Source organism: Marinomonas sp. AWM4_232 (genome assembly GCF_056158325.1).
Genome location: NZ_JBSWTA010000001.1, coordinates 3144819 through 3165834 on the forward strand (window position 1 = coordinate 3144819; position 21016 = coordinate 3165834).

A 21016-nucleotide genomic window follows, 5' to 3' on the forward strand; every position below is an offset into this window, starting at 1 on the left:
CGAACATAAAAGGGTGATCGAGAATGCATGAAAGTTTGATGGAGTTGCTATGGAGCACTTCTCACTTTTCAGGGGGCAACCTTGAATATGTTGAGGGGCTGTTTGAGAGCTACTTAGTTGACCCCAACTCAGTATCGGAAGAATGGCGGAAATGTTTTGATCAGTTGCCGAGAATTAGCGAAGCGCAGTCAACCGATCTTCCTCACTCTGTTATTCAACAACAATTTTTAGAACTTGGTAAAAACAAGTTTCGCAATATTCCTGTTTCTACAGGTGTCGCTGCAAGCTCAGATCATGAGCAAAAGCAAATCAACGTACTTCAGCTTATCAACGCGTATCGTGTTCGAGGACACCAACACTCCAATTTAGACCCACTAGGTCTACAAAAACGAGATAAAGTTGCTGACCTTGATTTAGGTTACCACCAGCTAACTGGTGCTGATCTTGATACGTCTTTTAATACCGGTTCTCTTTTCTTTAACCAAGAAACAATGCCTTTAAAAGACATTGTGACTGAGTTAGAGAAAACTTACTGTGGCTCTATCGGCTACGAATTCATGCACATCGTCGACACCCAAGAAAAAGCTTGGTTGCAACAGCGCGTTGAATCCGTTCGCTCTCGTCCAGAGTACTCAGCTGAAACTCGTAAAGCTTTGTTAGAGCGTCTTACTGCAGCGGAAGGCCTTGAAAAGTATTTAGCAAGTCGTTACCCAGGTGCGAAGCGTTTCGGCCTAGAGGGTGGTGAAAGCTTAATTCCAATGGTGAACGAACTGATTCAACGTTCTGGTGCGTTAGGCGCTAAAGAAGTTGTTATCGGTATGGCTCACCGTGGTCGCTTGAACGTACTTGTTAACACTTTAGGTAAGAACCCTAAAGACCTGTTCGATGAGTTCGAAGGTAAGAAATTGGTGAATACGTCTGGTGACGTGAAGTACCACCAAGGTTTCTCTTCGAATGTTATGACCGCTGGCGGCGAAGTTCATACGGTGCTCGCGTTCAACCCTTCACACCTTGAAATTGTTTCACCGGTAGTGGAAGGTTCAGTGCGCGCTCGCCAAGATCGTCGCGAAGACAAAACAGGTAAAACAGTTGTTCCAATTTCCATCCATGGTGATGCAGCATTTGCTGGCCAAGGGGTGGTGATGGAAACGTTCCAAATGTCACAAACACGCGCCTATAAAACAGGCGGTACAGTGCACATTGTTGTGAACAACCAAGTAGGTTTTACAACCAACCGCCAAGAAGATTCTCGTTCAACTGAATACGCAACGGATGTTGCGAAAATGATTCAGGCTCCGATCTTCCATGTTAACGGTGATGATCCAGAAGCAGTTCTATTTGTTACTCAACTAGCGCTGGATTACCGTTACGAGTTTGGTCGTGACGTGGTCATCGATATGGTGTGTTACCGCCGTCGTGGTCACAACGAAACAGATGAGCCTTCTGGCACTCAGCCACTGATGTACAAAATCATCAGTAAGCTAAAAACGACTCGTACTAAATACGCTGAGTTCTTGATTGCTAATAATGTAGTAACAGAAGCCGAAGCGGATGAACTAGCGAATGAAAACCGTGAAGACCTAGATAATGGCCGTCACGTTGCTAAGAGCTTGGTTCTAGAGTCTAAGTCTGAGCTGTTTGTCGATTGGACACCTTACTTAGGTGTTGAATGGACGGATGCAGGTGATACAACTTATCCACTAGATAAATTGCAAGAACTTGCTAAGAAGACAACCACTGTTCCTGATGGTGTTGTTGTGCAGCGTCAGGTAATGAAGATCTATGAAGATCGCAATAAAATGACTGCTGGTGCCATGCCTCTTAACTGGGGTTATGCTGAAACCATGGCATTTGCGACTTTGCTAGAGCAGGGTTACCCAATCCGTATTACGGGACAGGACTCAGGTCGTGGTACGTTCTCTCACCGTCATGCTGTTGTTCATAGTCAAAAGGACGGTAGCACTTACATTCCTCTTAAGCACTTGTCAGACGACCAGCCAACGCTTGATCTTTACGACTCTTACTTGTCTGAAGAAGCGGTATTGGCTTTCGAATACGGTTACTCAACGACTTCACCAAAAGGTTTAGTGGTTTGGGAAGCTCAATTCGGTGACTTTGCTAACGGGGCACAAGTTGTAATTGACCAATTTATTACCAGTGGTGAGCACAAGTGGGGCCGTTTATGTGGTCTGACAATGCTGCTACCGCATGGCTATGAAGGCCAAGGCCCAGAACACTCTTCTGCACGTCTTGAGCGATTCATGCAGTTATGTGCTGAGTACAACATTCAAGTGTGTGTGCCTACGACACCATCGCAGATTTTCCACATCTTGCGTCGTCAGGCCATTCGACCAATGCGTCGTCCACTGATTATTATGTCTCCTAAGAGTTTACTGCGTCATAAGCAAGCAATCTCTACATTAGAAGATTTATCTGAAGGTAGCTTCAAAACGGTATTGCCTGAAGTGGCAGATAACATCAAGCCAGAAAACGTAAAACGCTTGGTTATCTGTAGCGGTAAGGTTTACTACGATTTATACAATCGTCGTGAAGAGCTGGCTAAGGATGATGTGGCTATCATTCGTCTTGAGCAATTGTATCCGTTCCCATACGCTGACTTTGAAGCGATTTTGGAACCGTACAAAAATGTTGAAGAGTTAGTTTGGTGTCAAGAAGAGCCTAAGAACCAAGGCGCTTGGCATGCAAACCGCCACCGTATGAGCCGTGTGTTAGAAAAGCTGTATCCTGAAATTAAGATCCGCTTTGCTGGACGTATTTCTTCTGCTGCTCCGGCTGCAGGTTACATGTCCGTACACGTTGAAGAACAAGAAGCGCTGGTTAACGACGCGATTGTCGGCTAGCAACACTGCCTGTCAGAGATAAGGGTTAAAAATGAGTATTGAAATTAAAGCACCTACTTTTCCAGAATCTGTAGCGGATGGCACTGTCGCTACTTGGTACAAACAACCAGGTGAAGCGTGTAAGCGCGACGAGCACATTGTAGATATCGAAACAGATAAAGTTGTTCTTGAAGTCGTTGCACCAGCTGATGGTGTACTAAAAGACGTACTGAAAGCTGAAGGTGATATCGTTCTTAGTGAAGAAGTTCTTGCGGTATTTGATTCTGGTGCATCCGCATCTGAAGCACCCGCTGCAAAAGCAGAATCGGCGCCATCTGCACCAGCTGCAACTGAAGCTAAAGAAACAGTTCAAATTAAAGCACCAACTTTCCCAGAGTCTGTTGCAGACGGTACGGTTGCTGCTTGGCACAAACAACCAGGTGAAGCTTGTAAGCGTGATGAGCACATCGTTGACATCGAAACTGATAAAGTTGTCCTAGAAGTCGTTGCTCCAGCTGATGGTGTGATTGCTGACATCGTTAAAGCAGAAGGCGACACAGTACTGAGTGAAGAAGTGCTAGCGAACTTCGCTGTTGGCGCAACGGGTGGTGCAGCGGCACCAGCTGAAGCGCCAGCCGCAGCACCTGCAGCAGAAGAAGCTGGTGATGAAGATGGCATCGCAGGACCTGCGGCGCGTAAAGCACTTGCTGAAGCTGGTCTAACAGCGGCTCAAGTAAAAGGTACTGGTAAAGGCGGTCGTATCACTAAAGAAGACGTTGAAGCAGCGGCGAAGAACAAGCCAGCTGCAGCGGCGGCTCCTGCAAAAGCAGCGCCTACAGCGCCAGCCCCACTAAGTGCTGACGGTCGTGTTGAGAAACGTGTACCAATGACACGTCTACGTGCAACCATCGCTAAGCGCTTGGTTGAAGCTCAGCAAACAGCAGCAATGTTGACAACTTACAACGAAGTTAACATGGGCCCTGTAATGGAGCTTCGCAGCAAGTACAAAGACTTGTTCCAGAAGACTCATAACGGCACTAAACTTGGTTTCATGTCATTCTTCGTTAAAGCAGCGACTGAAGCTCTAAAACGCTTCCCAGCAGTAAACGCTTCTATCGATGGTAACGACATGGTTTACCACGGTTACCAAGACATCGGTGTAGCAGTATCGACTAACCGCGGTTTGATGGTACCTGTATTGCGTAACACCGAAGCAATGGGCCTTGCTGACATTGAATCTGGCATCATGGACTTCGCTGTTCGTGGTCGTGACGGCAAGCTAGGCATGGAAGATATGCAAGGTGGTACATTCACTATCACTAACGGCGGTATCTTTGGTTCTCTAATGTCTACTCCAATCCTGAATCCGCCTCAAACAGCGATCTTGGGTATGCACAAAATCCAAGAGCGTCCAATGGCGGTTAACGGTCAGGTTGTGATTCAACCGATGATGTACTTAGCGTTGTCATACGATCACCGTATGATCGACGGTAAAGAAGCGGTGCAATTCCTTGTAACCATCAAGGAACTACTAGAAGATCCAGCACGTCTACTGCTTGAAATCTAAGTAATTGCACCCACTTCTGTGGATGAGAGTAAAACTTGCTAGGGCGCAAAATGCCCTAGCAAACAACAATGGATAAATCCTATGTCTGAAAAATTTGATGTAATCGTAATTGGTGGTGGCCCAGGTGGTTACGTTGCCGCAATCCGTGCAGCGCAATTGGGTCTAAAAACAGCTTGTATCGAAAAATGGCTGGATAAAGACAACAAGCCAAAGCTAGGCGGTACTTGTCTAAACGTAGGTTGTATCCCATCTAAAGCTCTATTGGACTCTTCACACAAATACCACGATGCGAAAGAAGAATTCGCAGTACACGGTATTGGTGTTGATGGTGTATCGATGGACGTTAATGCGATGGTTGATCGCAAAGACAAAATCGTTAACCAGTTGACTGGTGGTATTGCTGGTCTGTTCAAAGCAAACGGTGTAACAAGCTTTGAAGGTTTCGGTAAGCTACTTGCTAACAAAAAAGTTGAATTCACTGCGCACGACGGCTCTGTTCAAACACTAGAAGCTGGCAACGTAATTCTTGCGACTGGTTCTGTACCTGTGAACATTCCACCTGCTCCACGTACTGGTGACATCATCGTTGATAACGAAGGTGCTCTTGAGTTCCGTGAAGTGCCTAAGCGTCTTGGCGTGATCGGTGCGGGTGTTATCGGTCTTGAGCTAGGTTCTGTATGGAAGCGCCTAGGTTCAGAAGTCGTTGTACTTGAAGCACAAGATCAATTCCTAAGCCTATGTGACCAAGATCTAGCGAAAGAAGCGGCTAAGATCTTCAAAAAACAAGGTCTAGACATTCGCGTTGGTGCTCGTGTAACGGGCAGTGAAGTGAAAGGTGAAGAAGTTGAAGTGACTTACCTTGATGCGAAAGGTGAAGAGCAGAAGCAAACTTTCGACAAGCTAATCGTAGCGGTTGGCCGTAAGCCATTCACAGACGGCTGTCTAGCCGCTGATTCTGGTGTAAACCTAGATGAGCGTGGTTTTGTGTTCGTTGACGAACAGTGCCGTACAAACGTTCCTGGTGTTTTCGCGATCGGTGATATCGTTCGTGGCCCAATGCTAGCACACAAAGCATCTGAAGAAGGTGTAATGGTTGCTGACATCATCGCTGGTCACAAAGCGCAAATGAACTACGACTGCATCCCATCTGTTATCTACACTCACCCAGAACTTGCTTGGGTAGGTAAGAACGAGCAGCAACTTAAAGCTGAAGGCGTGAAATACAAAGTGGGTAAATTCCCATTTGCTGCGTCTGGCCGTGCAATGGCAGCTAACGATACTGATGGTTTCGTTAAAATGCTTGCTTGTGAAGAAACAGACCGTATCCTAGGCTGCCATATCATTGGCGGTCATGCTGCAGACCTAATCGCACAAGCAGTTATCGCGATGGAATTCGGCTCTACAGCTGAAGACATTGCTCTGACTGTATTCGCTCACCCAACGGTAAGTGAAGCAGTGCATGAAGCAGCACTAGCAGTTGACGGTCACGCTATCCACGTAGCAAACCGTAAACGCAAATAACAAAATTCGATTTGCCGGCTGAGAAGCCGGCAATTTCTGTCAAACAGACAGACTTATGTCAATCATTAAGATGAGCGGAAGAATCAAATGAACCTACATGAATATCAGGCTAAGCAGCTTTTTGCTGAATACGGCCTGCCAGTATCTACAGGGTACGCAGTAGACACGCCAGAAGAGGCAGTAGAAGCAGCGAAAAAAATTGGTGGTGACAAGTGGGTTGTAAAAGCTCAAGTTCACGCTGGTGGTCGCGGTAAAGCGGGCGGTGTAAAGCTTGTTGATTCTTTGGATGAAGTAAAAGAATTCGCAGCGAACTGGTTAGGTAAAAACCTAGTAACTTACCAAACTGACGAAAATGGTCAGCCAGTTGCTAAAATCCTAGTTGAGTCTTGCACAGACATCGCTAACGAATTGTACCTAGGTGCTGTAGTAGACCGTTCTACTCGTCGCGTAGTTTTCATGGCATCTACTGAAGGTGGTGTTGAGATCGAGAAAGTAGCTGAGGAAACTCCTGAGCTAATCCACAAAGCGGAAATCGATCCACTTGTAGGCGCACAGCCATACCAAGCTCGTGAAATGGCATTCAAAATGGGTCTTAACCCAGCTCAAATCAAGCAGTTCACTAAGATCTTCCTTGGTTTGTCACAAATGTTCCACGACTACGACTTCGCTCTACTAGAAATCAACCCTCTAGTAATTACTGACGAAGGTAACCTTCACTGTCTAGACGGTAAGATCAACATCGACAGCAACGCTGTTTACCGTCAGAAGAAAATGCAAGAGTTCCACGATCCGTCTCAAGAAGATGAGCGTGAAGCGCATGCAGCATCTTGGGAACTTAACTACGTAGCTCTAGACGGTAACGTTGGCTGTATGGTTAACGGTGCAGGTCTAGCGATGGGTACAATGGACATCGTAAACCTACATGGCGGCAAACCAGCTAACTTCTTAGACGTTGGTGGCGGCGCAACGAAAGAGCGTGTAGCGGAAGCATTTAAGATTATTCTTTCTGATAGCAATGTTAAAGCGGTATTGGTTAACATCTTCGGTGGTATCGTACGTTGTGACATGATCGCAGAAGGCATCATCGGTGCAGTTGAGCAGGTAGGTGTAAACGTTCCTGTTGTTGTACGTCTAGAAGGTACTAATGCAGAGAAAGGCCGTGAAGTTCTAGCGAACTCTGGTCTAGACATCATCGCTGCATCAAGTCTAAAAGACGCAGCTGAACAAGTTGTTAAAGCTGCGGAGGGCAAATAATAATGTCTGTTTTAATTAACAAAGATACTAAAGTAATCTGTCAAGGTTTCACTGGCGGCCAAGGTACATTCCACTCTGAGCAAGCGATTGCTTACGGTACAAAAATGGTTGGCGGTGTAACACCAGGTAAAGGTGGTCAAACTCACCTTGGTCTACCTGTATTCAACACTGTTAAAGAAGCTGTTGAAACAACTGGTGCTGAAGCATCTGTAATCTACGTTCCAGCTCCTTTCGTTAAGGATTCTATCCTTGAAGCAGCGAACGCTGGTATCAAGCTGATCGTTTGTATCACTGAAGGTGTTCCTACTCTTGATATGCTTGACTGTAAAGTTAAGTGTGACGAGCTAGGTGTTCGCCTAATCGGTCCTAACTGTCCAGGTGTTATCACTCCTGGAGAGTGTAAAATCGGTATCATGCCTGGCCACATCCACATGCCTGGTAAAGTAGGTATCGTTTCTCGTTCTGGTACTTTGACATACGAAGCAGTTAAGCAAACTACTGACGCTGGTTACGGTCAATCTACTTGTGTTGGCATCGGTGGTGACCCAATCCCAGGTACTAACTTCATCGACGTACTAGAAATGTTCCAGAACGATCCTCAAACTGAAGCGATCGTTATGATCGGTGAGATCGGTGGTACTGCAGAAGAAGAAGCGGCTGCTTACATCAAAGCAAACGTTACTAAGCCTGTTGTTTCTTACATCGCTGGTGTTACGGCTCCTGCTGGTAAGCGTATGGGTCACGCTGGTGCGATCATCTCTGGTGGTAAAGGTACTGCTGACGAGAAATTCGCAGCACTACAAGACGCAGGCGTTAAGACTGTTCGCTCTCTAGCGGATATCGGTGCTGGTCTTAAAGAAATCACTGGCTGGTAAGCAAAACGCTTATTAGTAATGGATTCTAAAAATCCCCGCCTAGTGCGGGGATTTTTTTGTCGTAAAAAAAGTGCATAAACTGTAAAACAGTGCAAATAAGCATGCATAGTTCGATGATGAAAGTAGTATGGATCTACTAACGGTAAGATATGGAAGGATTATGAAGTTATTTGGACTCGTTGTAGGCACTGCAGCACTGATGGATATAAGTAAAATGGCTTGGGTTGTGGCAGTTCTACCTTGCTAAATCTAGCCTATATCTCGGATGTGACCTCTTCTAAAAACTGAATGACCGCTCTGACTCGTGTAGATCTAAATAAGCGGCTCGGGTATGCACATCTTTAGGTGTGCTGATTCGGTATGAGGCGCAAAGTCTTTGTACACATCAACTAACTCACCTTGAGTTATCTGTCGCTTACAGTATTGCTCTGGCAGAAAAAAAATACTGCCACTCGTTAATGACGACAGTTGTTTAGACACCATATAATGCTACAAATAGTAGTATTAGCACGGAGCAATCATGGCATCTCTCAGTCCTCATTCTTCCTCTCCAGATCACCAGTACGACATTGTTATTATCGGAGCGGGTATTGTCGGTCTATCAACCGCTTGGCAAATGAAAAACAAATACCCGGATAAACGCATCGCAGTGCTTGAGAAAGAGAGTTCTGTGGCACTGCATCAAACGGGCCATAACTCGGGGGTGATTCATGCCGGTGTGTATTACGCGCCAGGAAGTCTAAAGGCGAAGTTTTGTAAAGAGGGTGCCGCCGCAACCAAATCGTTTTGCCAACAACATAACATCCCTTTTGAAGAGTGTGGAAAACTGTTAGTTGCAACGGATGAGCTTGAATTGCAGCGTATGGATGCACTATTTGAACGCTGTAAAACGAATGATTTAGAAGTACATTATCTAAGTCAAAAAGAGCTAAAGGAGCGTGAGCCAAATGTTGTCGGCAAAGGGGCTTTATTTGTGCCCTCAACGGGTATTGTCAATTACAAGCGCGTTTGTGAAAAATTGGCTGAGCTGTTAACCAATCAGGGTGGTGATATTCACTTGGCAACCACCGTCACTCACCTCGCCGAAGATGCTTCTAATGTCATGATTGAAACGACAAGAGGAGTGTTTAAAGCTAAGTATTTGGTGTCTTGTGGGGGGCTAATGGCTGACCGTTTGACTAAGATGTTGAATATTCCGACTGATTTCCAAATTGTGCCATTTCGTGGTGAGTATTATCGACTCAGTCCGCATCACAATCAGATTGTTAACCATTTAATTTATCCCATTCCTGATCCCGAGCTACCTTTCTTAGGGGTTCATCTGACACGTATGATTGATGGCTCTGTCACCGTTGGTCCAAATGCTGTTCAAGGCTGGAAGCGGGAAGGGTACAGTCGTATCAATTTTGATGTCAAAGATGTTACCGAGATGCTGAGGTTTAAAGGTTATTGGCGCCTTCTTAAAGATTATTGGAAGGTAGGGATTAAAGAGACCTACAATTCTTGGTGCAAAGATGGCTACCTAAAAGAAGTGAAGAAATACTGTCCTATGGTGCAGCGATCTGATCTTGAGCCTTATCCCGCAGGCATTCGTGCTCAAGCTGTATTGCGTGATGGTAAGCTGGTTCACGACTTTTTGTTTGCTCAAAGCCCGAGAACGCTTCATGTCTGCAATGCACCGTCTCCAGCTGCTACCAGTGCTTTTCCAATCGGTGCCTACATTCTCGCCAAGCTTGAGGAGCAAATGTAAAGCAACTGGTTAGAGCTCTAACTATTGTGTTAAAAGCAAGTAAACAATAGCTAAGAGAGGTTCCATTGCTTGCTAAATAAGCGTCATGAAGCCAAATTAGACTTATTAAATGATTAAGGAGAGCTTTATGAACGTTACATCTAAAGGCATTGCTAAAGTGGTTGCTGGTTCGCTCATTGCATCTCAACTGGTTGCATGTGGTACGTTAATATACCCTGAGCGACAGGGGCAAAATGGCGGCAAATTGGATTTAGGTGTTGTCGCATTGGATGCATTGGGTTTGCTGTTTTGGTTCGTGCCGGGCGTGGTAGCGTTTGGTGTTGATTTTATTACTGGTGCTATTTACTTACCCGGCGGTACAGTCGCGCAGATGTCTGCAGACGATATGGAACGCATGAAGCTTCCTGGCGGCCAGCTAGACCAAGCTGCGCTACAAGAGTGGCTAGTTGATAACCACTACTTAGATGCATCACAAGTGGAAGGTCAGCAATTCATTACACAAGTGTACCAGACGCCAGAAGCACTTCAGCGTGCGGTGAACATGTCTTCTACTGAGCAATACGCGTCCTTAAGTGCAGTGAAATAGTTGCGCTAATTTCTAACTAAATATCTCGTTCATGCTGGCCAAGCCATTTGGCCAGCAGCATAGAGAGGTTAGCCTGTTCTTCCAGAGTAAGACTTTGGAGGAGCAGTTTTTCGTTTGCAACATGAGCCTCAACGGCTGCATCAATGATGCTGACTCCATGTTGCGTTAACGCAACTCGGCAACTGCGTCGATCTTCCATATTCGCCAAACGTTGAACCCAATCGCGATCTACTAGCTTATCTAGCTTGCTGGAGACTGCTCCAGATGAAAGAATGGTTGTTTTGTATAGCTCTGTTGGTGTTAAAGGTTGATCGGCTCTTCGTAACGTGGCCATCAGGTCAAACTCAATGCGACTCATTCCATGCTCATTGATGACTTTCTCAACTGCTGGACTGATGAACTTTTCCATTCTTCCTATTCGACCGATAACGCCCATTGGACTGCAATCTAAGTCTGGGCGAACGTTTTGCCACTGCTTTAATAACTTTTCTACGTGATCAGGCATAAATCATCTTTCTGTATATTTGTCTTTTGTAAAAGATACTTGATTTGCGGAGTGTAATACAATATCTTTCACGAAAGTATCTTTTGTGAAAGATAAATTTCTGGAGGTTTCTTGTACCCGTTTCTTTTGACAGCGCTTGCCCCGATTTTATGGGGCAGTACGTACGCCGCAGTTGGCTTATATTTAACGGATTTATCACCACTTTGGGTCGCTGTTTTTAGGGCGCTTGGAGCGGGAGTATTCTTGATGTTGCTATTACGCCGTTTGCCTAGGATGGCGATGAGCAAGGTCGTGATCCTTGGTTTCTTTAATATCGGTGTGTTTTTTATTTTGCTTATGGTTGCAGCGTATCGCCTTCCGGGTAGCGTCGCTGGCACGCTAGGTGCCACATTGCCATTGTTACTAATCGTTATTCAGTGGTTGGCTCAAGGGAAACGTCCCGCTGTTAAAGCAACTTTGAGTGCTGTGGTAGGGTTGTTTGGGGTTCTTTTGCTATTAAACCCATCCGCTAATCTTGATCCAATAGGCGTAGCGTGTGCATTAGGCGCAACCTTTGTCATTGCTATCGCAACATTACTCACCCAACACTGGCAGGTGAAAGATATTCTAGGTGTGGCGACATGGCAGTTGCTGACCGCGGGCACATTGCTCATTCCAGTTGCTTGGTTGTGGGAAGGAGCGCCAACAATGGTCACATTGGAGCAGTTACCTGGGCTTTTCTGGTTAATTATCTTAAATACCGCATTGGGCTACATCATTGCAGTTAATGGTATTAAGCAGATAGGCCCAAATGCATTTGGCATGCTGTCGCTGCTGAACCCAATGATGGCCGTGGCATTGGGGATGTTTTTAATGGGCGAAACTTTAGGGTTTTGGCAATGGTTTGGCGTTATCTTAATTATCGGCTCTTTAATTGCTTCAAATGTCCGCTGGCGAGGGACGGTACGCAGCAACGTTACCCTTGAGCGACAATGTGATAAAGCTGCTTAGGGCGTCCGCCAGTGTTGTAATTTAGGCTCATGCTAACCATACCTTGCTCTTCTAGATACTCAAGGTAGCGTCTCGCGGTGATGCGGCTTAGATCTAATTCATCGCCAATTTCTTGCGCAGAAAATGGTGCGCTACGCAGTTTGATGTGCTCGATCATTGTTGCGAGCGTGGTGGCGTCGATGCCCTTAGGCGTTTTTCGAGTGCGAGGTTGAGCCTTGTTTTTCCGCATAAGATCATCAATCTGCAGTTGGTCGATTCGCTCTGACTCTTCCAGTTTGTTTTGAAATGCGGCGAAATCGTTAAGCGCTTGATGTACCCTCGACAATCTAAGTGGCTTAACTAAGTAGTCGTTAACACCAAATTGAATGGCTTGGGCAACGGTTGATGACTCTCTCTCTGCTGTGGTCATAATAACGGAGGCGCCAATGTTTTGTTGGCGTATCTCCCTCAATAGCGTCATACCATCGCCATCAGGCAAGGTGATATCCAGCAATATTAAGTCTGGGTTTTGCGCTAGGCACTGGCGAGTTTCTTCGGCTGTTTCGGCGGCCGCGCAAACAGTAAACTGCGGGTTCTGATTGACGGCTTGTTCTAAGGTGTAGCTTGCTTGCTGATCATCTTCGACGATCAACACAGTGTATTGACTCATATTAAAGTAACTCACGTTTATCTAAGTAGACGCTAAAAACGGTTGTCTGATCATCGCTGCGTTCCCAATCAAGGGTGCCGTTGTAGCGTTTAACAATGCGGCTGACAAGGTATAAGCCAACACCGTGCTGTGTTTGGTCTGGTTTACTGCTGACCCCTAGGTCATAAATGCGCTGTGCGATACGCTCATCAATGCCTAATCCCGTATCTTCAATGGTGATCATGACATAGTTCGTACGATCACTGATAAAAACATCGACGGATGGTGGTAAGTGCGGGTTCTCCTTGGCAGCGTAAAACGCATTTTCAACAATATTGCCGATAAGGGTCACTAAATCATCATTCACGGATTGGCTATAAGCGTTTAGCTTACTGTCTTCATCCAGTACAAATGTGATGCCAGCTTCTGCTGCGTAATTGTACTTGGACAACAGCATGCCTGCCACAGGGCTATTCTCAATATTTTTAACAAGCGTAGCCAAAATAGACTGATGATAATCACTTTCTTGTTGGAGATAGTCGATGGCTGAAGAGTATTTCTCCGCTTGTAAAAGCCCTGATATGACGTTCAACTTATTGTTATGTTCGTGGGTTTTCGCCCGTAATTGATTGGCGTAAGCGGTTGTTCTAGCCAGTTCTAGCTCTAATTCTGACATGTCCTTTTCGTGGTTCAGCACGATCAGGTAACCACTTGCGTCGCGGCTTTCATCCGTTAGGGGGTAGAGCGAAGTGGCAAATTCATGTCGACCCAATGTGAGGGTATGCTTGTGTCGATTATTTAATGAATCCAATATCAGCAGAGACAATGCCTGCGATACATCCGATAGGGTGAAACCAACTAATTGGTGGGGTTCCTTTTCCGGTGCAAGCCAAGCACTGGCGGCATCATTAATGGCTGTAATCCGGTGGTGTCGATCAATAGCAATGATGCCTTCACGTATGCTGCCTAACAATAAACTGTGTTCTTTGAAGCGCTGTACGATTTCTTCCGGCTCGTACTCTAGGAAGGTACGTTTTAATTTACTTAACAGCGAGAGTGTTAACAGTATCGCGCTAACATAGAGAAAGCCCAGCCATGCAATCGCTTCTTTGTAATATGTAAACAGCAAATCAGTGATCGACTGCTCTAGATAGCCAATACTGATCGCTCCAATAATGACACCGTCAGACTGAATTGGCACAAAGTTACGGATCGCCGAACCGAGGGAGCCTGTCGCGAGCGTTGTACGTGTGATGCCCTCGTTTAAAGTAGGGTAGATATCACTGCCAATAAAGGTTTTCCCGATGCGCTCTAATGTCGGGTGACTCAGGCGGATGGCATTTTGGTTGGTGATGACGATATAGGACGCATCTGTTTTAGCACGGATGGACTCTATGTAGTTCCTCAGGCTGACATGCTGCCCTTGGTTTGATAGCAAGGTTGCTTCTATCACTCTTGGGTCATGTGCGAGAACACGGCCTAATTCGATACCACGCTGACTGACGCCATCTAAATAGGTTTGCTTGGTGACAAATACCAGTAAGGTTCCTGATACCGCCGTAATTAAGGTAATGGTAATGAGAATGATGGCGGTGAGATAGGATTTTAGAGTCATGGTATTGGCGGTCATTGGCGAATACCCAGCATTATAAAGGAGGGGAAAGAGCCCTCATAGAGGGCTCTTGAAAGGTTTATGCAAGCAGTTGGATAGCGAAGGTCGCTAAGATCAACATAAATGCACCACCAATACGCGATGAAATTTGCGCAAACGGCATTAACTGCATACGTTTGCTGGCAGCCAGTACCGCTACGTCACCTGTACCGCCCATGTTAGCCATACATAGACCACCAGTAATTGCCGATTCGATTGGGTAGAAGCCCATTACACGTCCGATAATACCTGCACCAATTGCTGCACCCAGTACAGTGGCGAAAACCATAGCGAAGTACATAGGGCTTAGCGCGTCAATGATCTGGTTAAGATCTGTGTAGGCAACACCGATACCCACAAGTAAGGCAGGCGTTAAGTTGCCAACAACAAACGTGTACCAAGCATGAGCGGCTTTTTCTAGGCGCTCAGGCATTAAACCAGAGACTTTGATCAAAGCGATAGATAGGATCATCAATGCATAAGTGTGCATACTGATAACCGTTGATAGCAATGTGCCTAGGAAGAACATGCTAATAGCAATCAGTGCGCCCATGCCAAGCTTTTTAACATCCATAGAATCGGTTGACGTTGAATTGTCTTCAATCGCTTCTTCTGAGCCACGGATAAGCTCGCCGTTACCCGTCCAAGAAGGCTTCATATTGCCCACTTTGTTCAACAAACCCGCGATGACAATGGCAATAGCGTTACCGATGGCTAGCGCTGGAACCATTTGTGACATTAGTGTCGAAGCGTCCATACCTGTACGGCCAGACATAATCTCAACAAGCGGTACTGCACCAGCGCCCATGCCGCCACCCATGATAGGTAGAGCGATTAACATTAGAGATTCAAACAGGTTCTTGCCGAAAAACAGACCAACAACGCCTGCGAATAGGAAAGAGATTGCAACCGCACCCAAGATAACTGGAATGTACTTCAGTGCTGCTTTTTTGAGAGTATCCGTACTCATACCCAAAATAGAACCTGTCACTAGGCTGGCTACATAGAAAGAAAGGAAGCCACCGCTCTTTGTGAACGTTGTGATTTGCTTTTCGATATCGCCTGACAAGAATCCACTGTGGAAAAGGTATGATGAACCGAAGATAACCACGATAGCACCACCACCAAAGAATTGGTTAATAATAGGGGTACGGTCACCTAGGTAGTTCAGGATGAAACCAACAATAACCATTGCGCCTAATGCGCCAATCATACCGCCTGGTAACTGGTTAAAAAAGGTTGCAAGTAGGATGACAAACGCCGCGATCAGAAGAACAATTTTAACTTCACGCTGGTCGTTTGGGGAGACTGCTTCGTTTGTAATCATGAAGAATACTCTCTATTGGTTTGTGATTATTATTGCAGCGCAGTCTACCAATCTTTGATATTTACAGAAGTCCCCGAGAGATTAAGAAAGTAAAAGGTGAATTTGTAACTTTTGAAACCTTTAAATCTTATTTCAATGGTTTTGTAGTTTTATATAAAGGCGAGGGAGGTGTTTTATGGAGATGATAAAAAGCGCCATTTTCATGGAAAAAACAGCGCATTTAGCGGGTTTTTAGTGAGAGTGATTGGCTTTAAAGCCTATTCTGAACCCTCCCCAATGCTTACCCTTAACATAGATCGGGATGGATAAGTCATGCAGAATATCCCCTGTATCACGCTTGTAAGTTTGCAATAAAAAAGAATCTGTATGGCTGCCACAGCGTCTTCCAGTCGGGTCATCAAAGATGCGTTTGGTGCGATTATTTATCAAATCTTTATCATAATCTCCGCTTAATGGCTGTGTATAACGGCGATTATGGGTCGGAAAATAGCCTTTTTTATCTACGGCCCCAGCATACAAAATATGTTGATGACGCTCTAAAATGGGCTCTTGAATATCGGGTAGCCCCTGATCTGTCATTTGATCGTAAGCCGTCGAATATTTAGTAGGGTTAGTGTTAGGGATCGGGGTATAGTTCTGCTCAAACAATGCACTTTCTATAATGCGCCCCTGATCAATCCACGATTCAAATAATTGGCCAATAGATTGTGCCGCGGTTCTGCCTTCTGCCAACGTTTCGGCAAAGAAACTAGCGTGCGGAATACCATCCAGTGACAGAAATACACTCTCTGCGCCTTGGCTAAGCCCACTGGCTTGACCCGAAAGTTCTTCACTGCGGCGTGATAAAGTTGCCAAAGCTGCACTGATGTCATCAATTGAACTGTTGATTTGCAAGCTAGTGGTTTGAAAGCCTAAGCTGGATTGTTTGATTTCTTCCATGGATTGGGACGCTTCTTGTACATCCTGAGTAATGCCTAAGAAGGTTTGTGTGACTTCGGTGAGTTCTGATTCTAATAACTCACTTTGCTGAGTGACTTGGGACATATCATCACGGGTGCGAAGGGTATTGCTACGCACCTCATTTAACATATCTGCAATCTGCTGTGAGGCTTCGGCGCTTTTTCCTGCAAGGGTACGCACTTCATCCGCCACTACGGCAAACCCTCGACCTTGTTCTCCTGCACGGGCCGCTTCGATGGCTGCATTCAACGCCAGTAAGTTGGTTTGTTCCGAAACGCCTTTAATAACATCTGTAATCGTCTCGATGTCGTCCGCACTCTGCTTTAGTCGTTCAAGTTGCTCAGCTGCACTGTTTACAGCCAATGCCAGTGATGAAACCCGTTCGGCGCCTTCACGTAGTTTATGCTCGGACTGCGATGCTGCTTGAGCGGTTTGTTCCATGGTCTGATTGACTGTCACGATGTGGCTAGAAAGTTGTTCACCCGTTTGGCTCAAATCCGATGTGGCGCCAGAAATCTGCTGACTGTGATTTTCAACATCCTGAATACTGGTAGTAAGGCTGTCTACCGCAAAAGAAACCTCGGCTGACCTGATGGCCATTTGTGAAGCCGTGGAGGAAACGGTGGAAGCGATCGTTGAGGTGCTGCTCGGAGCAGAAACTTGCTCGCTACGAGTGAACTTATTAGAGGAATGGTTTGTGTTGAGATGGCTCGCCATCGCAATGATCCCATTTAAAGCACAGATGGCGCTAGCAAGCGCAGCGAACCAGATAGGGATACCACCCAATAAAACAGCTGTTATGGCAACAATCACCATAATCACTGTCGCAATCCAAATGCGCACCATACTACATACTCCAAGCAATTTAGTTTTTCTTTGATTACAACATTAGGCTCAGCTTATTGCATCAGTGCTACGACGAAAGTAGTACGAGCAATGTAAATTAGCAAAAAACGATTTAATGTGAACAAAGTGTAGCTCTAATTCATAAAAGCGTATCAATGACGGCTCAGGATATCGTGCCATCACGCGACATACGTTAACCTACAAACATTACATTGTTTTCTAGAGGTGACAGATGACGTCGGTTATAAAACAGCGCTTAAAGCTTGATATGTTTTGGCCAACCTTGGATCCGTTTTTATTTTGTGCTTTCCATAATGACCGCTTTCCAAAGGGCAACGGCGCATTAGGACCTTCGGCTTCGCTAGCGGGACGTAACATTGGTCAGGATTTCGCAGGTATGGATGGCTGGCGTATGTACCATGGCAGTAAAGTGCCAGGTTTCCCAGCGCATCCGCATCGAGGCTTTGAAACCGTGACCATTGTTAATGAAGGCTTTGTCGATCATGCTGATTCGATGGGCGCTGCGGGACGTTATGGCCAAGGTGATACCCAATGGATGACCGCTGGTAAAGGGGTTCAGCACTCAGAAATGTTTCCACTGGTCTTCGAAGACAAGCCTAACCCTATAGAGTTATTTCAGGTGTGGTTAAACTTGCCAGCTAAAAACAAAATGGTTGAGCCTCATTTTGCCATGTTATGGAATGAGCAAACGCCAGTTGCTACGGTTAAAGATGAGTCTGGCCACACAACTCAGGTAAAAGTGGTGGCTGGGACATACCATACCCCAAGCGGTGAAGTGATTTCTCCACTTGCACCACCGCCGGATTCTTGGGCCGCTGATGCAAACAATGATGTCGCCATATGGATTGTAGATCTTGAACCTAATGCGAGTTGGACGTTACCAGCAGCCAGCGCTGGGCTGAATCGAACGTTGTACTTTTTTGAAGGGGAAAGCGGCACTTTTGATGGGGTTAAGGTCGCAGTGCAAGAAGCCTATGTTGTAGACAGTCAATCCGCCGTCGATATCCACAACACAGGTTCAAAAGCACGTTTTCTGTTACTGCAAGGCCGCCCAATCAGTGAGCCTGTGCAGCAGCATGGTCCGTTTGTCATGAACACGCGCCAAGAGCTTCAGCAAGCTTTCTATGACTATCAACAAACTCAGTTTGGCGGATGGCCATGGCAGGCGAGTGATCAAACTCACGGTAATAATAAGGGCCGTTTTGCAAAATATGCCGATGGAAAGGTCGAAGAGCCAGACACGGTCTGAACTCTAAGCGACCAAATTATGCTTTAAATACCCAGAACTTCGACAATGAGAAGTTGACCAGCATTCCGGCAAGGACGCCAGGAATCATAGCGAGGTATGGGTAGAGAGGCATATCAATAAGTGCCTGTTGTTCACCAAAACCCATCAGCAAGACGAATACGCCCCAATTCGGGATAAAACCTATTAGCGAAGCTAAGAAAAATTTGCCCCACTGCTGGTGGGCCTTTTCACTATGCTCCGCATCTTGGAAGGTAAACACCCGGTTTAGCCACCAGTTTGACGTGACAGCAGCCCAAAATGAAATGGCGCGGGCGCTTGGATAGGGGAGCCCATGAGAGGCTAGCCAGAGAACTAAAGCATCGACTAGGAAGCCAATCGCTCCTACCATGCCGAACTTAATAAATTGTTGTTTCACAGTCTGCTTTTTAAATTTGAACCATTCCAAGGTGTTATGTGAAATATTCTAATTATTCCTTTTACAAATAGAACCCAAAACACCATCCTACGCCCATCAGCTATGGGTAACGGGAGAATACTAGGCTATGTGGGTCTTTGTCACACTATTTGCTGCAGCATGCCAAGCAATGCGTACCGCGTATCAAAAAACCTTATCACAAGAGCAAGGTTTTCTTCACGCTACCATGGCACGTTCGCTTTATGGCCTTCCTTTGGTCTCTGTGTACTTGATTGTCTGCTGGATCTTCATTGGCGGTGTTCGATTTCCCGAGGCGGGGAGCTTTATATTGTTTGCCACTATTTGTGCTATGGCTCAAGTGTTGGCGACTTACTTAATGCTTAGGGTGTTTCAGTCGGGCAGTTTTGCATTGGGTACATTACTGGCGAAAACGGAAGCTGTGCTGGCTGCTTTAATTGGTATCCCTCTATTGCACTACTCCTTAAGTCTTTTGGGATGGGGAGGGATCATATTGGGGGTTGCTGGAGCTTTGGTAATGAGTTTGCGTTTAGAAACATTACGACACGCCCACAAAGACATTTCTCTCATGGCAGGGCTTGGTAGTGGTTTATGCTTCGCTGTCACGTCTGTTACCGCGGCGATGGCCAGCCACTCATTACAGGGATCCTTGATTACAAGTGCTGGCGTCACCTTATGGTATGTACTAGCCTTTCAGTCAGTGTTGCTATGCGCTTTACAGATTTATAAGACGAAAGACATCAAAGCACCGATAAATAGATCAGTACGCTTGAGTTGGAAAGTGGGGATTTTAAGTTCCTTAGGCTCGATTGGCTGGTTTACCGGATTTGCCTTGGTGAACCCCGCGCTAGTCAAAACGCTCGGTCAAGCTGAAATACTGGGGACTTTGTATTTATCTAAGCGACGCTTTAATGAACGCATCACAGCCCAACAGTGGTTTGGTGGTGCAATGATTCTGGCCAGTGTGATTTTAGTAACACTGGCAACGATTTAGAATGAGAGAGTTATGCAAACGCATCATAGTATTAATTACGTAGAAATGGCTGCCTGTGACTTAGAAGCCAATAAGCGCTTTTTCGAACAGGCCTTTGGTTGGAGCTTTGAGGACTTTGGGCCGGATTACACCGCGTTTAAAAACTCAGGCTTAGAAGGGGGCTTCTTTCGCGCTGATTTTACCTCACGACCTCAAAATGGCGCAGCTTTGGTGGTGTTATACAGCGATAACTTAGAGGCCAGCTTGGACACTGTTCGTCTTTATGGCGGTAGTATTGAACAAGAAATTTTTGAGTTTCCGGGTGGTCGTCGTTTTCACTTCCTCGACCCATGTGGTAATGAATGGGCTGTGTGGTCTAAATTAGCTATAGAGTAGAAAGAAGAGAGGTACTCACAATGCAGCCGTTGTCCGAAGAAGAGATCTTTTGCCCCTACTGCAACGAATGTATTTCCGTGCTGATTGAAGTCAGCTCGGAAACGGATGAATACATTGAAGATTGCCAAGTCTGTTGCCGCCCCATCGTTTTTCACATTGAAGTTGATGAGATGGGCGAACAAAGTCTTAGTGTTAGGGCTGAAAACGATGTTTGGTAACGTTTAACGTTTAAAACGTGCCTTGAAGTCGACTTTGAAGGTTTTAAGGTGTACGTCTAGCGCGTCACAAGAAATATTAATTTCTCTGACTGACAAAAACAGAGAATAGAGTAGGCATGCCAAGCTTGCTGCAAAAATATAGCCACCAATTGCCTCATACCCCCAATACAAAGCCATCATAGACACCACACATAGACAGAAGCTGATAACGCCGGCTTCTTGCATGCGACGAATCAAATAGATTCTTTTACGCAGATTAGCAATTTGCTGTTGAGTATTTTCAGTACTGTGCTCAGGATCGAAATTACGGATCAATGAAGCCAGTGTGACGAAACGGTTTGTGTAGGCGAGAAGTAACAATGAAACCGCAGGAAAAAGCATGGCAGGAGTGGTTAAAGAGATGGACATAATCAGATTCTCGATCAC

General features: G+C 45.8%; 19 protein-coding genes. 12 read left to right on the forward strand and 7 right to left on the reverse strand.

All coding sequences use genetic code 11. The annotated features are described in order from the left end of the window. The first annotated feature begins 23 nt into the window (after window positions 1-23). From ACXAC1_RS14845 to ACXAC1_RS14875, 7 genes are all read left to right on the forward strand, one after another. Window positions 24-2861 carry a 2-oxoglutarate dehydrogenase E1 component gene (locus ACXAC1_RS14845; RefSeq protein ID WP_475062452.1) on the forward strand — a complete coding sequence of 946 codons (2838 nt, stop codon included), beginning with the start codon at window positions 24-26 and terminating at the stop codon, window positions 2859-2861. A 31-nt stretch (window positions 2862-2892) separates the two neighbouring features. After that, complete coding sequence (gene odhB / locus ACXAC1_RS14850; protein ID WP_475062454.1) at window positions 2893-4407, forward strand: 2-oxoglutarate dehydrogenase complex dihydrolipoyllysine-residue succinyltransferase; 1515 nt, start codon at window positions 2893-2895, stop codon at window positions 4405-4407. 81 nt (window positions 4408-4488) lie between these two features. Further along, window positions 4489-5928, forward strand: coding sequence for a dihydrolipoyl dehydrogenase (gene lpdA, locus ACXAC1_RS14855; RefSeq protein ID WP_133564225.1), 1440 nt, complete (start codon window positions 4489-4491; stop codon window positions 5926-5928). An 87-nt stretch (window positions 5929-6015) separates the two neighbouring features. Beyond that, complete coding sequence (gene sucC / locus ACXAC1_RS14860) at window positions 6016-7182, forward strand: ADP-forming succinate--CoA ligase subunit beta (protein ID WP_475062456.1); 1167 nt, start codon at window positions 6016-6018, stop codon at window positions 7180-7182. 2 nt (window positions 7183-7184) lie between these two features. Continuing rightward, a complete protein-coding gene (gene sucD / locus ACXAC1_RS14865; protein ID WP_067210799.1) occupies window positions 7185-8057 on the forward strand; it encodes a succinate--CoA ligase subunit alpha in 873 nt (290 codons plus the stop codon). A gap of 520 nt (window positions 8058-8577) precedes the next feature. Then, window positions 8578-9807: an L-2-hydroxyglutarate oxidase gene (lhgO, locus tag ACXAC1_RS14870; protein WP_475062457.1), complete on the forward strand. Its 1230-nt coding sequence runs from the start codon at window positions 8578-8580 to the stop codon at window positions 9805-9807. Between the two features lie 127 nt (window positions 9808-9934). Next, a complete protein-coding gene (locus ACXAC1_RS14875; RefSeq protein ID WP_228191124.1) occupies window positions 9935-10393 on the forward strand; it encodes a hypothetical protein in 459 nt (152 codons plus the stop codon). Between the two features lie 16 nt (window positions 10394-10409). Here ACXAC1_RS14875 and ACXAC1_RS14880 read toward each other — a convergent pair whose 3' ends face one another. Beyond that, entirely contained in the window at window positions 10410-10898 is a 489-nt protein-coding gene (locus ACXAC1_RS14880) for a MarR family winged helix-turn-helix transcriptional regulator (RefSeq protein ID WP_475062459.1), read from the reverse strand. Window positions 10899-11009: 111 nt separating this feature from the next. Between ACXAC1_RS14880 and ACXAC1_RS14885 the strand changes: the two genes are divergently transcribed. Continuing rightward, window positions 11010-11888, forward strand: coding sequence for a DMT family transporter (locus tag ACXAC1_RS14885; RefSeq protein ID WP_475062460.1), 879 nt, complete (start codon window positions 11010-11012; stop codon window positions 11886-11888). On the opposite strand, the gene ACXAC1_RS14890 is transcribed toward ACXAC1_RS14885, so the two are convergent. The 4 genes from ACXAC1_RS14890 to ACXAC1_RS14905 all read right to left on the reverse strand — a co-directional run bounded on the left by ACXAC1_RS14890 (window position 11854) and on the right by ACXAC1_RS14905 (window position 17300). Next, entirely contained in the window at window positions 11854-12537 is a 684-nt protein-coding gene (locus tag ACXAC1_RS14890) for a response regulator (RefSeq protein ID WP_475062462.1), read from the reverse strand. The genes ACXAC1_RS14885 and ACXAC1_RS14890 overlap by 35 nt on opposite strands. 1 nt (window position 12538) lies before the next feature. Continuing rightward, window positions 12539-14146, reverse strand: coding sequence for an ATP-binding protein (locus ACXAC1_RS14895; RefSeq protein WP_475062464.1), 1608 nt, complete (start codon window positions 14144-14146; stop codon window positions 12539-12541). A gap of 61 nt (window positions 14147-14207) precedes the next feature. Next, a complete protein-coding gene (locus ACXAC1_RS14900) occupies window positions 14208-15494 on the reverse strand; it encodes a 2-hydroxycarboxylate transporter family protein (protein WP_475062465.1) in 1287 nt (428 codons plus the stop codon). Window positions 15495-15725: 231 nt separating this feature from the next. Further along, window positions 15726-17300 (reverse strand): methyl-accepting chemotaxis protein, encoded by a 1575-nt coding sequence (locus ACXAC1_RS14905; RefSeq protein WP_475062466.1) that lies wholly within the window; start codon window positions 17298-17300, stop codon window positions 15726-15728. Window positions 17301-17532: 232 nt separating this feature from the next. Between ACXAC1_RS14905 and ACXAC1_RS14910 the strand changes: the two genes are divergently transcribed. Then, on the forward strand, window positions 17533-18570 hold the full coding sequence (locus ACXAC1_RS14910; RefSeq protein WP_475062467.1) for a pirin family protein: 1038 nt from the start codon (window positions 17533-17535) through the stop codon (window positions 18568-18570). Between the two features lie 16 nt (window positions 18571-18586). On the opposite strand, the gene ACXAC1_RS14915 is transcribed toward ACXAC1_RS14910, so the two are convergent. After that, window positions 18587-18985, reverse strand: coding sequence for a GtrA family protein (locus tag ACXAC1_RS14915; protein ID WP_475062469.1), 399 nt, complete (start codon window positions 18983-18985; stop codon window positions 18587-18589). A 127-nt stretch (window positions 18986-19112) separates the two neighbouring features. On the opposite strand from ACXAC1_RS14915, the gene ACXAC1_RS14920 reads away from it, so the two are divergent. From ACXAC1_RS14920 to ACXAC1_RS14930, 3 genes are read left to right on the forward strand one after another with little or no spacing between them, the layout of a single operon-like run. Next, window positions 19113-19997 carry an EamA family transporter gene (locus ACXAC1_RS14920; RefSeq protein ID WP_475062470.1) on the forward strand — a complete coding sequence of 295 codons (885 nt, stop codon included), beginning with the start codon at window positions 19113-19115 and terminating at the stop codon, window positions 19995-19997. A gap of 12 nt (window positions 19998-20009) precedes the next feature. After that, window positions 20010-20372: a VOC family protein gene (locus tag ACXAC1_RS14925; protein ID WP_475062471.1), complete on the forward strand. Its 363-nt coding sequence runs from the start codon at window positions 20010-20012 to the stop codon at window positions 20370-20372. A 20-nt stretch (window positions 20373-20392) separates the two neighbouring features. Next, window positions 20393-20590, forward strand: coding sequence for a CPXCG motif-containing cysteine-rich protein (locus ACXAC1_RS14930; protein WP_475062473.1), 198 nt, complete (start codon window positions 20393-20395; stop codon window positions 20588-20590). 3 nt (window positions 20591-20593) lie between these two features. On the opposite strand, the gene ACXAC1_RS14935 is transcribed toward ACXAC1_RS14930, so the two are convergent. Further along, window positions 20594-20998: a DUF2721 domain-containing protein gene (locus ACXAC1_RS14935; RefSeq protein ID WP_133564259.1), complete on the reverse strand. Its 405-nt coding sequence runs from the start codon at window positions 20996-20998 to the stop codon at window positions 20594-20596. Between the last annotated feature and the right edge of the window lie 18 nt (window positions 20999-21016).

Bases quoted from the DNA above. Each gene is read 5' to 3' on its own strand.
- ACXAC1_RS14845 (WP_475062452.1), top strand. From the start codon at position 24: ATGCATGAAAGTTTGATGGAGTTGCTATGGAGCACTTCTCACTTTTCA.
- odhB (WP_475062454.1), top strand. From the start codon at position 2,893: ATGAGTATTGAAATTAAAGCACCTACTTTTCCAGAATCTGTAGCGGAT.
- lpdA (WP_133564225.1), top strand. From the start codon at position 4,489: ATGTCTGAAAAATTTGATGTAATCGTAATTGGTGGTGGCCCAGGTGGT.
- sucC (WP_475062456.1), top strand. From the start codon at position 6,016: ATGAACCTACATGAATATCAGGCTAAGCAGCTTTTTGCTGAATACGGC.
- sucD (WP_067210799.1), top strand. From the start codon at position 7,185: ATGTCTGTTTTAATTAACAAAGATACTAAAGTAATCTGTCAAGGTTTC.
- lhgO (WP_475062457.1), top strand. From the start codon at position 8,578: ATGGCATCTCTCAGTCCTCATTCTTCCTCTCCAGATCACCAGTACGAC.
- ACXAC1_RS14875 (WP_228191124.1), top strand. From the start codon at position 9,935: ATGAACGTTACATCTAAAGGCATTGCTAAAGTGGTTGCTGGTTCGCTC.
- ACXAC1_RS14880 (WP_475062459.1), bottom strand. From the start codon at position 10,898: ATGCCTGATCACGTAGAAAAGTTATTAAAGCAGTGGCAAAACGTTCGC.
- ACXAC1_RS14890 (WP_475062462.1), bottom strand. From the start codon at position 12,537: ATGAGTCAATACACTGTGTTGATCGTCGAAGATGATCAGCAAGCAAGC.
- ACXAC1_RS14895 (WP_475062464.1), bottom strand. From the start codon at position 14,146: ATGACCGCCAATACCATGACTCTAAAATCCTATCTCACCGCCATCATT.
- ACXAC1_RS14900 (WP_475062465.1), bottom strand. From the start codon at position 15,494: ATGATTACAAACGAAGCAGTCTCCCCAAACGACCAGCGTGAAGTTAAA.
- ACXAC1_RS14905 (WP_475062466.1), bottom strand. From the start codon at position 17,300: ATGGTGCGCATTTGGATTGCGACAGTGATTATGGTGATTGTTGCCATA.
- ACXAC1_RS14910 (WP_475062467.1), top strand. From the start codon at position 17,533: ATGACGTCGGTTATAAAACAGCGCTTAAAGCTTGATATGTTTTGGCCA.
- ACXAC1_RS14920 (WP_475062470.1), top strand. From the start codon at position 19,113: ATGTGGGTCTTTGTCACACTATTTGCTGCAGCATGCCAAGCAATGCGT.
- ACXAC1_RS14925 (WP_475062471.1), top strand. From the start codon at position 20,010: ATGCAAACGCATCATAGTATTAATTACGTAGAAATGGCTGCCTGTGAC.
- ACXAC1_RS14930 (WP_475062473.1), top strand. From the start codon at position 20,393: ATGCAGCCGTTGTCCGAAGAAGAGATCTTTTGCCCCTACTGCAACGAA.
- ACXAC1_RS14935 (WP_133564259.1), bottom strand. From the start codon at position 20,998: ATGTCCATCTCTTTAACCACTCCTGCCATGCTTTTTCCTGCGGTTTCA.